11 protein-coding genes and 1 tRNA gene are annotated in these 13,461 nt (G+C 66.5%); 8 read left to right on the top strand and 4 right to left on the bottom strand.

The window, feature by feature from the left end; genetic code table 11:
• Positions 1–32: 32 nt before the first annotated feature.
• From GGR48_RS10215 to lepA, 5 genes are all read left to right on the top strand, one after another.
• Positions 33–851 (top strand): ATP-binding protein, encoded by an 819-nt coding sequence (locus GGR48_RS10215; protein WP_183951816.1) that lies wholly within the window; start codon positions 33–35, stop codon positions 849–851.
• Between the two features lie 118 nt (positions 852–969).
• Positions 970–1,046, top strand: a tRNA-Pro gene (locus tag GGR48_RS10210).
• 73 nt (positions 1,047–1,119) lie between these two features.
• Positions 1,120–1,671: a nicotinamide riboside transporter PnuC gene (pnuC, locus tag GGR48_RS10205; protein WP_183951815.1), complete on the top strand. Its 552-nt coding sequence runs from the start codon at positions 1,120–1,122 to the stop codon at positions 1,669–1,671.
• Positions 1,668–2,195: an AAA family ATPase gene (locus GGR48_RS10200; protein ID WP_338110504.1), complete on the top strand. Its 528-nt coding sequence runs from the start codon at positions 1,668–1,670 to the stop codon at positions 2,193–2,195. The genes pnuC and GGR48_RS10200 overlap by 4 nt, the downstream gene beginning before the upstream one ends.
• Before the next feature lie 38 nt (positions 2,196–2,233).
• Positions 2,234–4,045 (top strand): translation elongation factor 4, encoded by a 1,812-nt coding sequence (lepA, locus tag GGR48_RS10195; protein WP_183951813.1) that lies wholly within the window; start codon positions 2,234–2,236, stop codon positions 4,043–4,045.
• A 45-nt stretch (positions 4,046–4,090) separates the two neighbouring features.
• On the opposite strand, the gene GGR48_RS10190 is transcribed toward lepA, so the two are convergent.
• Both GGR48_RS10190 and GGR48_RS10185 read right to left on the bottom strand, forming a co-directional pair.
• The gene (locus tag GGR48_RS10190; RefSeq protein WP_183951812.1) at positions 4,091–4,447 is read right to left on the bottom strand and encodes a hypothetical protein; all 357 of its coding nucleotides are present in this window, start codon (positions 4,445–4,447) and stop codon (positions 4,091–4,093) included.
• Between the two features lie 232 nt (positions 4,448–4,679).
• Positions 4,680–8,087, bottom strand: coding sequence for an autotransporter domain-containing protein (locus GGR48_RS10185; protein ID WP_183951811.1), 3,408 nt, complete (start codon positions 8,085–8,087; stop codon positions 4,680–4,682).
• A 197-nt stretch (positions 8,088–8,284) separates the two neighbouring features.
• Here GGR48_RS10185 and modA point away from each other — a divergent pair, with 197 nt between their 5' ends.
• Genes modA through GGR48_RS10170 form a run of 3 tightly spaced genes read left to right on the top strand, consistent with a single transcriptional unit; the run spans position 8,285 to position 10,326 of the window.
• Positions 8,285–9,034, top strand: coding sequence for a molybdate ABC transporter substrate-binding protein (modA, locus tag GGR48_RS10180; RefSeq protein WP_183951810.1), 750 nt, complete (start codon positions 8,285–8,287; stop codon positions 9,032–9,034).
• A gap of 7 nt (positions 9,035–9,041) precedes the next feature.
• A complete protein-coding gene (modB, locus tag GGR48_RS10175; protein ID WP_183951809.1) occupies positions 9,042–9,731 on the top strand; it encodes a molybdate ABC transporter permease subunit in 690 nt (229 codons plus the stop codon).
• On the top strand, positions 9,721–10,326 hold the full coding sequence (locus GGR48_RS10170; RefSeq protein WP_183951808.1) for an ATP-binding cassette domain-containing protein: 606 nt from the start codon (positions 9,721–9,723) through the stop codon (positions 10,324–10,326). The genes modB and GGR48_RS10170 overlap by 11 nt, the downstream gene beginning before the upstream one ends.
• Before the next feature lie 5 nt (positions 10,327–10,331).
• On the opposite strand, the gene GGR48_RS10165 is transcribed toward GGR48_RS10170, so the two are convergent.
• Positions 10,332–12,575, bottom strand: a complete 2,244-nt coding sequence (locus GGR48_RS10165; protein WP_183951807.1) for a glycoside hydrolase family 3 N-terminal domain-containing protein — start codon at positions 12,573–12,575, stop codon at positions 10,332–10,334.
• 78 nt (positions 12,576–12,653) lie between these two features.
• The gene (locus GGR48_RS10160) at positions 12,654–13,436 is read right to left on the bottom strand and encodes a hypothetical protein (protein ID WP_183951806.1); all 783 of its coding nucleotides are present in this window, start codon (positions 13,434–13,436) and stop codon (positions 12,654–12,656) included.
• Between the last annotated feature and the right edge of the window lie 25 nt (positions 13,437–13,461).

Genomic DNA, 13,461 nt, shown 5'->3' with positions numbered 1-13,461 from the left:
CAGCAGGGTGCCGGCCGCCTAAGACGCGCGGCATGACCGAGCTTCCCACCGCCGCGCTGGAGCGGATCGCCGCCGCCCTCGAACGTCTCGCGCCCCAAGCGGCGGCTTCGGCCGATCCGCTGGCGCATCCGGCCTATCTGTGGCGCGGAGAGATGTTGCAGCCGGCGCGGGGCTTCGCGCCATTGCCGCTGGCGATGTTGCAGGGACTGGATCGCCAGCGCGAGGCGCTGGTCACCAATCTCGAGCGGCTGGCCGATGGTCATGCTGCGCAGGACGTGCTGCTCTGGGGCGCGCGGGGAACGGGCAAGTCGGCGCTGGTCAAGGCCTCGGTCGCGGCGGTTCAGGCGACCCGGCCCGGCCGGCTGGCGCTGGTGTCGGTCGACATGCTCGACAGCCTGCCCGCGTTGTTCGCGATGCTGGAAGGGGTCGACCGTGCCTTCGTCCTGTTCATCGACGATCTGGGTTTCGACGAAGCCGGCGAGGCGCGGCGACTGCGCTCGCTGCTCGATGGCGGGGCGGAGGCGCGGCCGGCGCATGTCCGCCTGCTGGTCACCGCCAATCGTCGCCATTTGCTGCCCCGCGATCTCAGCGAACAGGACAGCGCGATCAATCCGCGCGACGTGGTCGACGACCAGCTGGCGCTGGCCGACCGCTTCGGGCTCAGCCTCGGCTTCCATGCGCTCGACCAGGATGGCTATCTCGCCATCGTCCGCGCTTATACGGATCGCCACAACCTGCCGTTCGACGGGGCCGAGGCGGTCAACTGGGCGACCCGGCGGGGCAGCCGTTCGGGGCGCGTCGCCTGGCAATATATCGTCGATCTGGCGGGGCGGCTGGGCCGGGCGGTGTAAGAATTTTCGTTTCGGGTGAAAAACCGCTTGCGTGGTGTGCGGCCGCTGGCTATTGGCGCGCCTCCAGCATGGATCGGCCTTCCCGAAAGGCTCTGACAACCGGTCCATACTCTCTAGTCGGGGAGTAGCTCAGCCTGGTAGAGCACTGCCTTCGGGAGGCAGGGGCCGGAGGTTCGAATCCTCTCTCCCCGACCATTTCGTCGCGAAGCGCGCGGCCCAGCCCATCGATAGCGAACCGCCCCAGGGCGACCGGATTTGCTCCGGTGGCATGACCTGGCTTGAAATCGTCGCCTTCGTTCTGGGTATCGCGAACGTCACGCTCGTCGTGCGGCGCAGCCTGTGGAATTATCCGATCGCGCTGGTGATGGTGTCGCTTTACGGCCTGCTGTTCTGGCAGGAGCGGCTTTACAGCGACGCCGCGCTGCAATTATTCTTCTTCATCATCAACCTTTACGGCTGGGTCGTCTGGCGGCGCAGCCTGGCGCGTGAAGGCGAGGTCGCGGTCGGCACGCTGAGGCCTGTCGCGCAAGGCGTATGGCTGGCCGGGGTCGCGGTCGCGTCTTTATTGTGGGGCGGGGCGATGGCGCACTGGACCGATGCCGCCATGCCCTATTGGGACGCCGTCAATGCGGTGGCCAGCGTGGCGGCGCAAATCCTGCTGGCGAGGCGTCGGCTGGAGAACTGGCTGCTCTGGATCGCGGTCGATCTGTCCTCCATCGCGCTCTACGCGGTGAAGGGCCTGACGCTGACCGCCATTCTTTATGTCATCTTTCTGGGACTGTCGGTGTGGGGCTATCGCGAATGGCGGGTACGGGCGTGACGAGCATCTGTCTGCATGGCCCGGAGAGCACCGGCAAATCGACCATCGGCCCACGTCTCGCCGCAGCGCTCGGCGGGCGCTATCTGCCCGAATATGGCCGCGACTATGCCGAGGCGCATGGCACCGACTTCACCATGGCCGATCTGGTGGCGATCGGGCAGGGGCATGACGCGATGCTGGCCGAGGCGCTGGCGCAGGGTCCCTGGCCGGTCGTGACCGACACCGATCCGTTGATGACCGCCGTGTGGGCCGATATGCTGTTCGGTGCGCGCGACCCGTGGTTCGCCCGCTGGAACCGGCTGTCCGACGTCTATCTCCTGTTCGCGCCCGACCTGCCTTGGGTGGAGGACGGCACCCGCCTGTTCGGCACGCTGGCCGAGCGGCAGCGCTTCTTCGACTTGTCGCGGGCCGAGCTGGATCGGCGCGGGGTGCGCTATGCGCTGGTCGAGGGGCAGGGCGAGCGTCGCTATGCAAATGCGCTGGCGGCGATCGATAGCTTTGGCATCCGCGCGCATCTTTGCTAACGGCGTCAGCTAAAGCTTTTCAGGAAACCATTCCCCCCGTGTCCACGCCGCTCGACAAGATCCGCAACTTCTCCATCATCGCGCATATCGACCATGGCAAGTCGACGCTCGCCGATCGCCTGATCCAGTTCACCGGCGGCCTGACCGACCGCGAGATGAGCGAACAGGTTCTCGATAACATGGAGATCGAGAAGGAACGCGGCATCACCATCAAGGCGCAGACCGTGCGCCTGGCGTACAAGGCGCAGGACGGCGAAACCTATACGCTGAACCTGATGGACACGCCGGGCCATGTCGACTTCGCCTATGAGGTCAGCCGGTCGCTGGCGGCGTGCGAAGGCGCGCTGCTCGTCGTCGACGCGGCGCAGGGCGTCGAGGCGCAGACGCTGGCGAACGTGTATCAGTCGATCGAGCATGATCATGAGATCGTGCCCGTCATCAACAAGATCGATCTTCCCGCCGCCGAACCCGAAAAGGTCCGCGCCGAGATCGAGGACGTCATCGGCATCGACGCCTCGGGCGCGGTGTTGGCCAGCGCCAAGTCGGGCATCGGCATCGGCGACATCCTGGAAGCGATCGTCAAGAACATCCCCGCGCCCAAAGGCGACGCGACCGCGCCGCTGAAGGCGATGCTGGTCGACAGCTGGTACGACCCCTATCTCGGCGTCGTCATCCTCGTGCGCGTGATGGAAGGCACCCTGAAAAAGGGTCAGCAGATCAAGTTCATGCAGGCGGGCACCACCCATCTGATCGACCGCGTCGGCTGTTTCCGCCCCAAGATCGAGCAGCTGACCGAGCTGGGCGTCGGCGAGATCGGCTTCATCACCGCGCAGATCAAGGACGTGGCGCAGGCGCGCGTCGGCGACACGCTGACCGATGCCAAGAAGCCGACCGAACAGGCGCTGCCGGGCTTCAAGGAAGTCCAGCCGGTCGTGTTCTGCGGCCTTTTCCCGGTCGATGCCAACGACTTCGAGAAGCTGCGCGAGTCGATCAGCAAGCTGCGGCTGAACGACGCCTCGTTCAGCTTCGAGATGGAAACCTCGGCGGCGCTGGGCTTCGGTTTCCGTTGCGGCTTCCTGGGCCTGCTGCATCTGGAGATCATCCAGGAGCGGCTGACCCGCGAATATGACCTCGACCTGATCACGACCGCGCCGTCGGTGGTCTATCAGATTGAGCTGACCCATGACGGCGGCCAGATCGACCTGCACAACCCGGCCGACATGCCCGATCCCAACAAGATTGAGTCGATCAGCGAGCCGTGGATCGAGGCGACCATCTATGTCCCCGACGAATATCTCGGTTCGATCCTGAAGCTGTGCCAGGACCGGCGCGGCATCCAGAAGAACCTGACCTATGTCGGCGGCCGCGCGCAGGCGACCTATGAACTGCCACTCAACGAGGTTGTGTTCGACTTCTACGACCGGCTGAAGTCGCTGTCGAAGGGCTATGCCAGCTTCGACTATCACCAGATCGGCTATCGGGAGGGCGACCTCGTCAAGATGAGCATCCTGGTCAACGAAGAGCCGGTCGACGCGCTGTCGATGATCGTCCACCGCGGCACCGCCGAGACGCGCGGGCGCGGCATGTGCGAGCGGCTGAAGGAACTCATCCCACGCCACCTGTTCAAGATCCCGATCCAGGCGGCGATCGGCGGCAAGGTGATCGCGCGCGAGACGATCAGCGCGATGCGCAAGGACGTGACCGCCAAATGCTATGGCGGCGACGCGACGCGTAAGCGCAAGCTGCTGGAAAAGCAGAAAAAGGGTAAGGCAAAGATGCGCGAATACGGCTCGGTCAGCATCCCGCAGGAAGCCTTCATCGCCGCGCTGCGCATGGGCGACGAGGCGTAAGGATTCGAAGGCCGCCCCGATATAATCGGGGCGGCCTTTCCATATTCAGAGGAAAAACACGCTCGCCAGATCGTCTTCGGGCTCATGGGCCCAACGCATGAAGCGAAAGGCAAAGACGCCGAATACGCCCAAGGCAGCACCCGCCCAGATATAGTCGGCGTCACGGGCGACGTTTATGAAAATAGCATATCCGAGATACGCCGAGACAGCGAAGGCACAGGCCGTTCTTACCCACGCGGATCGGAGCGATCGTGTGACGGCGAACCATAAAATGGTCAACACACCGATAATCAGCAATATAACGAAGACCGGATGGACATCCTGCGCGCGCAGATGCGTCCAAATGGGTACACAAATTTCGAGCAGCGTCAGGCCGACAAATCCGATGATGCCCAGCGTCAAGCATCCATTTGCATCAATTCCTGGCGAGTCGAGACGACGCCCATATTCATCCTAAATTCCCGGCATTGCTTACCCTCTGCTGCGCGTTGCGCATCTTGTCTCAGAGAGTGGCGTACGAAATTCCGACGTCGTTCCATAAGAAATTGATGGTAAATAGAAAAACAATTTCGTGGGGAAAGGCCCGCCCGGTTTCCTCGGACGGGCCTTTCGATGTTCAACGAACGGGATCGGATCAGAACGCGATCTTGATCGTGCCCCGATAGGACTGGTTCTCGACATCCTTGCGCTCGAACGTCGTGTCGGCGCCCAGCGACAGCTGGACACGGCCCGAGGTGTAGGACACGCCCAGGCTCGCCTCGCCCCAATCCTTGTCATGACCGGGTAGCGCGAACAGCGCCGAAGGGCCGATGCCGCCCGCGAAATTGGCACCGAACACGCCCGGGCGATCCTGGAAGTCGTGGACATAATAGGCCGAAGCATAGGGACGGAACGGCCCGTCCGAGCTCAGCATCAGGCCGGCGCGACCCTGGACGCTGTTATAGTCCTGGCGGTCATAGCGCAGCGCGGGGCCGCCGCCGGTTTCGGCGGTGGGGGTGAAGCCCAGATGGCTGACCCGTGCAGCGATACGCGGTCCGATCTTGAGCCCGCCAAAGCCATAGGTCTTGGCCAACCCCACTTCGCTCGACAGTGCCAGGGCATTGTCGCGCGACCGCAGATTATAGGCGACGCCCGCCAGCGACACGTTGCGCTGCGTCCGCGCCTGGAACACGCCCGCGCTGAACTGGCTGTCCAGCGAGAGGCCGCCCAGCTCCGCCTTGCCGTAGAGCGTCCCCTGATACAGGTCGCCGCGCGCATATTGGCCGAACGAGGTGTTGCCGGTCGTCTTGGTATAGGAGAAGCCGAAGCCGAGGATGCTGGCATCGTCCACCTCGGTCTCGATACCGGTCGCGACGTAGAAGCCGTCGAACCGGTCGCGAATGTCGGCAGTCGCCGTCTGCGGCAGGGCCCGCGCCTTGCCGTCGAGATAGCCGCCCGCCAGGAACACCGCGACATTTTCGGGCAGGACATTCTCGCGCATCGACACGCCGCCGCTGTCGGTCGCCATCTGCGCCTGGCTGCCCGCCAGATTGCTCATGGCGAGGCTCGCGACCTGCACCGGCTTGCCGATCATGGTCAGCGTGCCGCCCAGGCCTTCGCTGGGCGACAGCGTCGCCAGATGCTCGCGGAAGAAGCGCGCGCTGTTGTCGAGCGCCATGGTGCCCTGCGCCCGCTTCAGCGCCTCGGTCGAGGGGGCCAGCCCTTCGAGCGTGGTGCGGATGGTCGATGCCGATTGCAGGTCCAGCGTGCCGTACAGGCTGCTGAAATTGCCCTGGATCGACCGGTTCTGGTCGAGCAGGCGCGCATAGGCCGTCTGATAGGGCGTGTTGGCGACGACATTGGCGTAAGCGCCGGCGACGATCCGCGCGGTGACGGCGTTGCCGCTATAGTTCAGCGTCGGCGTCAGGATCGCGCTGAGCGCGGTGGGGGCATTGAACCGCCCCGACACGCCGCCGCTGGCGGTCGCGATCGTGTAGACGTCGCCGGCGCGGATCAGGTGTCCGCTCACGGGTGCGAAGCCGACCGAGCCGCCGGCATTGAGCTGGCCGCCCGAAGTGCCATTGGCGACCACAGCGATCTTGTCCGAGGTGCCGCCCGGACCGACATCGATCAGCAACTGCGTCCCCGAGGCGAGCACGACATTGCCGCCGAAGGTCAGCGTGCCGATCGTGCCGACCGTGCCGGGGGCGATCATGCCGCCGACGCTGGTGAAGAACGGCGCGTTGATCCGCCCCGAGCCCTGCAGGCCACCGGCCAGCATCAGGAAATCGCCGCCGGCGTTGATCGTGCCGTTATTGGCGATCATGCCCGTCAGCTGGTTGAAGTCCGCCACGGTGGTCAATGCGCCGCCGCTGGCCAGCGACAGCCGCGCCTGCGACCCGCTGATCGTGAAGCGGTCGACCGTCGCCGCCGAGCTGAGCGTCGTATTGCCCGCCGCCGACAGGGTGACGTCATAATAGCGCGCCGCGATCGACGCGGTCGGGTTGACGTTGTTGGGCACGAAGTTGGTCGCACCCGGCAGGCCGTTGGCCAGCGTCGCGGCGGGAAGGGCGGCGGCGACCGCCTTGCCGCTTGCCTGCGCTTGGTCCTTGGCACCGGTCATGGTGTCGGTCAGCGTGGCGCGGCCGGCGGCGTTCAGCTCGCGGCCCATGCTGCTGGCATCGTCATTCTGCGCGGTGATCTTGCCGGTCTTGATGTTCTGGCACTCGACACCGTCGCAGATCTCGCCGAACTTGTTGTCCGGGTCATTCGCTGTGCCGATACCGGGCGTGGTGGGAACGCCGTTCACCAGCTGGCCGTTCTGGATGATCTGATAGGCCGGGTCGGTCGTCGTCACCCAATGCGCACCGTCCTCCCACGCGCCGTCACCGGCCTTGGCGGCGGCGTAGCGATAGGGGTTCTTGGCGGCGATATAGTCCCAGAAGAGGTAGAGCGGTTGGTAGAAGGACGAGGTGCCATAGGTGGAGAAGGGCTGCGGCCCGAAGAAGCGGCTGCCGCCCGACAGCACGCCGACCACGACCTTGCGCGCGAACGTCCGGTCGAGGATCAGCGGACCGCCGGAGTCGCCGCCTGCCGTCGTGCCTTCCTTCGGCAACGGCGCGTCGCGGAACAGGTTGAAGTCATAGGGGCTGGCCGCCGCGGTGCCCCGGCGCGGATCGTCGAAGTCGAGCTGGTACAGGTTCTGCGGCAGGTTCGCGCCCCGGCCGAACAGCCACAGATTGCGGTCGTCGAACGAGCCGAGCAGGCCGATATAATTCTCGGCGATGCGGCGGCGATAGTCGATGCCGTTGGTATCGCCCTGATTGCCGACACCGCTGCGGCCATAGCCGGTCAGCGTGACATGATAGCCGGTGCCCGTGGTCGGATCGATCGCGGCGGGCGCGGGCAGCGCCGACAACAGGATCGCCCAGGTCGGAACGCCGGTCGCCGGCGTGTCGAGCGAGGCCAGCGCGACATCGGCCTCCAGGAACGTCGTGCGCGCGGAACCCGAATTCCAATGGACCTGGTTCACATTGTAGACGGCGTTGGCGGTGTTCGTCTTGAACTGGTTGGCATTGGCCGCGCCGCCCAGCGTGCTCAGGAACCATTCGCGCACGCCCGGCAGATTGTCGGGCTTGAAGCCGAAGGCGATGGGCGTGCCGCCGCGCGCGGTGCCATAGCTGGCGGCGGTGGCGGAATTGACGCAATGCGCCGCGAAGATGACGGTGCGCGGGTTGATCAGCGTGCCGGTGCACAGGCTGAGGCCGCCGCCGCTGGCCGCGATGAACATCTGGCCGACGCCGTTGATGCCGCCGGCGGTGTCGAGCGCGCTGGTCGTGGTGCCGGGCTGCGAAATGACGATCTGCGGTTCGTCGACGACGCGCAGGCCGGGAATGGCACCCATGCGCTCCGGGCTGGACGACTGGGCATAGTCGATCGCCTGTTCGGGGCGCGCGGTCTGTGCCTGGGCCGGCGTGGCGAGCGACAGCGCGAGCAGCGCGCTGGATGCGAGCAGGACCGCGCGTCGTCGCGCCCCGCCCATCGATGCGAGATCGTGGACCATGAAAATTCCCCCTTGTTTTGGGGAGCGTGGCTTTTTCTCCATTCGCTCCGAAAACGGAGGCTATTCAGGAAATCGTTTTCATACAATTACTAAAGGGGCAATCGGCATGCCCTATTCGAACAGCGTTGCCGAATCCTCTGGGAATATTAACAATGTCGAGCGACAGCGACTCGGCGGAAAACAGGGAAAAACTGCCAATGGTAGCGCGTATGATCTTGGGGGTGGTGGCATTGTGCTGTGCGCCGCCGGTTTTGGCGCAGGAGCGTGCGCCGCTGGTCCTGGCGGCGGCGAGTTTGCAGGAATCGATGAATGCCGCCGCCGATTCGTGGGCGAATCAGGGACATACGCGTCCGGTCATTTCCTTCGCCGCATCCTCCGCCTTGGCGAGGCAGGTCCAGGCCGGGGGCAAGGCCGACCTGTTCGCATCGGCCGATGAGGAATGGATGGACGTGCTGCAAAAGGACGGCCTGCTGGCGGACCGGACGCGCGGCGCGTTCCTGGGCAATCGGCTGGTCGTGATCGCGCCGGCGGGGCGGGGCGGGCAGGTGACGACGCGGACCCTGGCCAAGACCCTGTCCGCCGGGCCGCTGGCCATGGCCGATACCGACAGTGTGCCGGCGGGCAAATATGGCAAGGCGGCGCTGGAGCGGTTAGGGGCATGGCCGATGATTGCCCCCCATGTCGTCCGGGCCGAGAATGTGCGCGCCGCCCTCGCTTTGGTCGAGCGTGGGGCGGCGCCCTATGGCATCGTCTATGCCACCGACGCCAAGGCGTCGTCGCGGGTCCGCGTGGTCGGCATGTTCCCGGCGGCAAGCCATCCGCCGATCACCTATCCGCTCGCCCGGCTGAAGGCCTCGACCAATCCGGCGGCGGAAGGGTTCCGGCGCTTTCTGATCTCGGCGCAGGGCAAGGCGATCTTCCGGCGTTTCGGGTTCTCGACCCGGTGATCGGTTGATGCTGTCACCTGAGGAATGGGGGATCGTGCGGCTGTCGCTGCTGGTCGGCGGCACGGCGATGCTGGTGACCCTCCCGGTCGCCTTTGGTCTCGCCTGGTTGCTGGCGCGGGGGCGCTTTCCGGGCAAGGTGCTGCTTGATGGCGTCGTCCATCTGCCGCTGGTCGTGCCGCCGGTGGTGACGGGCTGGGCGCTGCTGCTGCTCTTCGGACCGGCGGGACCGATCGGGGCCTGGCTGGCGCAGTGGTTCGGGGTCAGCGTGCTGTTCCGTTGGACCGGCGCGACGATCGCGGCCGGGGTCATGGCGTTGCCCTTGGTGGTTCGCGCCATCCGCCTGTCGATCGAGGCCGTCGACCGCCAGTTGGAGCAGGCCGCACGCACGCTGGGCGCGGGGCGCTGGCGGGTGTTCGCGACGATCACACTGCCGCTATGCGCGCCGGGCGTGCTGGCGGGGCTGGTGCTGGGCTTTGCGCGCTCGATCGGCGAGTTCGGCGCGACGATCACCTTCGTCTCGAACGTGCCCGGCGAGACCGCGACGCTGCCGCTCGCCATCTATTCCGCGCTCCAGCGGCCGGGTGGTGAAGCGATGGTCTGGCGGCTGGCGGGGGTGTCGGTCGGCCTGTCGCTGATCGCGCTGGTCGCCTCCGAATGGCTGGCGCGGCGCATGGGGCGGGGGCTGCATGTCCTTTGACGTTTCGCTGTCCGTCCGGCGGGGCGAGAGCCGGATCGCGGCATCCTTCGTCACGGGACCGGGCGCAACGGTGCTGTTCGGGCCGTCAGGGATCGGCAAGACCAGCATCCTCCAGATGGTCGCCGGATTGCTCAAGCCCGAGGCGGGGCATGTATGGATCGCCGGCGAGACGCTGTTTGACGCCGCGACGCAGGTAGACGTGCCGCCCGAGCGGCGCCGGATCGGCTATGTCTTTCAGGAAGCGCGGCTGTTCCCGCATCGGCGGGTCGCGGCCAATCTGCGCTATGGCATGCGGCCGGGCGCGGGCGATTGGGATGGGGTGATCGCAATGCTGGGCATCGGTCATCTGCTCGACCGCTGGCCCCGCACCCTGTCGGGGGGCGAGGCGCGGCGGGTGGCGATCGGTCGCGCGCTGCTCAGCGATCCGCGCGTGCTGCTGCTCGACGAACCGCTGTCGTCGCTCGACCGGGCACGGCGCGGGGATATTCTCGACGCGCTGATGTCGGTACGGGACCGGACGGGCATCCCCATCCTGATGGTCACGCACGACCCGGACGAAGCCGAACGGATCGCCACCGCGATCGTCCGGCTCTGATCCCCTCAGACCAGTTCGAAGGTCTGTTTCTCGCCATTCGCCGAGCTGGTCGCGACCCATAGGTCGAACTGGCCCGGCTCGACCACCCAATCGTCCTTGCCCCAGAAGCGCAAATCGTCGCGGGTCAGGCGCAGGCGGACGGTCCGTGACTGGCCGGGGTTCAGCATCACCCGCTCGAACCCCTTCAACTCGCGGACGGGGCGGGTGCGGCTGGCGACCTTGTCATGGATATAGAGCTGCACGACCTCGGCCCCGGCGCGCGCGCCGGTGTTGGTGACGGTCGCGGTCACCTCCATCGCATCGGTCATCCGCGCGGGTACCGAGACGTTGGAGATGGCGAAGCGCGTGTAGCTGAGCCCGTGGCCGAAGGGATAGAGCGGCTCGTTCTTCGTCTCGCGATAACGCGCCTTATATTCCTGCGCGCCGGTATCGGGGGCAGGGCGGCCGGTATTCTTGTGGTTGTAGAAATAGGGCTGCTGTCCGCTTTCCCGCGGGAAGCTGGCGGACAGCTTGGCCGAAGGGTTCACGTCGCCGAACAGCACATCGGCGATCGCATTGCCGCTTTCCGAGCCCAGGAACCAGGTGGCGAGGATCGCGGGGGCATCCTTCACCGCGCCGTGCAGCGCCAGCGCGCGGCCATGGCGCAGCAGCACGACGACCGGCTTGCCCGTCGCCGCCACCGCCTCTGCCAGCGCCATCTGCGCCTCCGGCACGACGATCTCGGTGCGCGACTGCGCCTCGCCCGACATCAGCTGCGTCTCGCCGATCGCCAGCAGCACGATATCGGCGTTGCGCGCGGCGGCGACGGCCGCGTCGATCCCGCCGGCGAAGGGGGCCTCGACCTCCGATCCCTTGACGACATCGACCGTCAGCTTGCGATTGCGAAGCCCCTGCGCGATCGACACGTTCAGCGCGGCGTCGGACATGAACGCCCAGGTGCCGACGACATTGTCACGGTCTTCGCCGAACGGGCCGATCAGCGCAATACGACCCGGATTGGCCTTGAGCGGCAGCAGGTCGCCCTCATTCTTCAGCAGCACGATCGAGCGCGCGCCCGCCTCACGCGACAGCTTCAGCATGGCCGGCGTCGACACCTGGGTCCGCTCGGCCTTCTGGCTGATCGAGCGATAGGGATTGTCGAACAGGCCGATCGCCTCCTTCAGTGACAGGACGCGGCGCACCGCCTCGTCCAGTCGGGCCATCGGCACCTCGCCCTTCTCGACCAGATCGGGCAGCCACAGATTGAACAGATTGGAGGCCATGGCCATGTCCATGCCCGCCAGGAACGCCTTCTTGGCGGCGTCGCGGCCATCAGCGGCATAGCCGTGCGCGATCAGTTCCTCATCGGCGGTATAATCGCCGACGACCATGCCCTTGAAGCCCCATTCGCCGTGGAGCAGGTCGGTCAGCAGCCACTTGTTGCCCGATGACGGTACGCCGTCGATGTCGTTGAACGCCGACATGATCGTCGCCACGCCCGCATCGACGCAGGCCTTGAACGGCGCGAGGTGCACCTCGTGCAGCGTCTGCGGCGAAATCTCGGTGAAGTTGTAATCCATGCCGCCGCTGACCGCGCCATAGGCCGCGAAATGCTTGGCGCAGGCGGCGAGGCTGGTCGGATCGCGCAAGGAACGCCCCTGGAAGCCGCGCACGCGCGCGACGGCCAGCCTGGTGCCCAGATAGACATCCTCGCCCGAACCCTCGGCCACACGGCCCCAGCGCTGGTCGCGCGCGACATCGACCATCGGCGCGAAGGTCCATTGCATGCCGAGCGCGGTCGTCTCGATCGCCGCGGCGCGCGCGGTCCGCTCGGCCAGGTCGGGGTCGAAGGCGCAAGCCTCGGCGATGGGCAGCGGATAGGCGGTGCGCAGGCCGTGGATGACGTCGCCCGCGAAGATCAGCGGAATCTTCAGCCGCGTCTCCATCATCGCGTCCTGCGCCGCCTTGGCCCCGGCATAGCCGACGCCGTTGAACAGCATGCCGATCTCGCCCTTGCGGATGCGCGCCAGCTGCGCGGTCGCATCGTTGCGGGCGGGCAGGCCGGGGTTGAAGGGCAGGCCGATCGGGCGGATCTGGTCGGAGAAGCAGGACAGCTGGCCGGCCTTTTCCGCCGGCGTCATCTGGCGGATCAGGCTTTCGATACGGTCCGACGCGACCGACGACTGAGCCAGCGCCCGGCCACCCAGCGACAGGCCGGCGATCGTGGCACCCGCCTTCAGCATCTGGCGGCGATCGAGGGTGGGGGACATGGACGCTCTCCTACAGGCATGGTGATTTTGTCACGCAGCTACCGCCCACCGGTGCGGCGGGCAAGTTTTGCGGACCGATCAGCGTTTTGGGGGCGTGCACCACAGCACCCGCGCGATCAGCCGGGGCTGGGGGCAGGGACCGTCGGGCAGCGGTAACGGACTGCCCGGCCGCCAGAGGTTCAGGCGTCGCAGCGTCTCCGGCATCTCGGAGTCGATGACGGCCAACGGATTGCCGTCGCCATAGCGCGTCGAGCTGCGATAGCGGAGTATGGGGGCATAGCGGCCGTCGCGCCCGATGCGGTTGACGGTGATCCAGAAGGCGAAGGGCGCACCCGTCGTCGGTTCGGCGGAAATGATCGCACCGCGCAAAGCGCCCTGCTCGATGAAGCGCACGTCCTGATTGTTGTTGCGGCCGGTCCGCTTGTCATAGACGGGCACGAAGCGCTGGCCCGCCCGGTCATAGGCCAGTGCCATACGCCCGACGATCTGGTCGCCATTGCCGGCATGGAGGCTGGCGACCTGCACCCAGAGCAGCGGTCGGTCGGGAGCGGGGCGGATGACCCTTGCGAACTCCAGATAATGCGCGGTGTCGAACACGCTCTTGCCGCCCCCGGTGACCAGCATGGTGTCGAGTGCGGGGCGGTAGGTCCTGCCCCCGTCACGCGTGATGCAAAGGTGAAGCGCGCCCGGTGCGCGGTTTCCGCCGGGGTCTTCCTCCTCGGGTCCCTGTGTCGTAAAGAGCTGCCAGTCGTGCGGCAGGCCGAAGGGGGCGGAGAGGTCGAGACGCGGCTGCGGGGTGCCGGGCGGCGCTGCGGCGGCCAGGGACATCATCGCCAGGCCAATCCCCATCGCTCGCCGCATGCCCGACCCTCCTGATAACCCGCTA

The organism is Sphingomonas pseudosanguinis (assembly GCF_014196255.1).
GTDB classification, from domain to species: domain Bacteria; phylum Pseudomonadota; class Alphaproteobacteria; order Sphingomonadales; family Sphingomonadaceae; genus Sphingomonas; species Sphingomonas pseudosanguinis.
The sequence above is the reverse complement of the archived record's forward strand: the minus strand, read 5'-3'. Positions and strand labels throughout refer to the sequence as shown.

Bases quoted from the DNA above. Each gene is read 5' to 3' on its own strand.
- GGR48_RS10215 (WP_183951816.1), top strand. From the start codon at position 33: ATGACCGAGCTTCCCACCGCCGCGCTGGAGCGGATCGCCGCCGCCCTC.
- pnuC (WP_183951815.1), top strand. From the start codon at position 1,120: ATGACCTGGCTTGAAATCGTCGCCTTCGTTCTGGGTATCGCGAACGTC.
- GGR48_RS10185 (WP_183951811.1), bottom strand. From the start codon at position 8,087: ATGGTCCACGATCTCGCATCGATGGGCGGGGCGCGACGACGCGCGGTC.
- modA (WP_183951810.1), top strand. From the start codon at position 8,285: ATGGTAGCGCGTATGATCTTGGGGGTGGTGGCATTGTGCTGTGCGCCG.
- modB (WP_183951809.1), top strand. From the start codon at position 9,042: ATGCTGTCACCTGAGGAATGGGGGATCGTGCGGCTGTCGCTGCTGGTC.
- GGR48_RS10170 (WP_183951808.1), top strand. From the start codon at position 9,721: ATGTCCTTTGACGTTTCGCTGTCCGTCCGGCGGGGCGAGAGCCGGATC.
- GGR48_RS10165 (WP_183951807.1), bottom strand. From the start codon at position 12,575: ATGTCCCCCACCCTCGATCGCCGCCAGATGCTGAAGGCGGGTGCCACG.
- GGR48_RS10160 (WP_183951806.1), bottom strand. From the start codon at position 13,436: ATGCGGCGAGCGATGGGGATTGGCCTGGCGATGATGTCCCTGGCCGCC.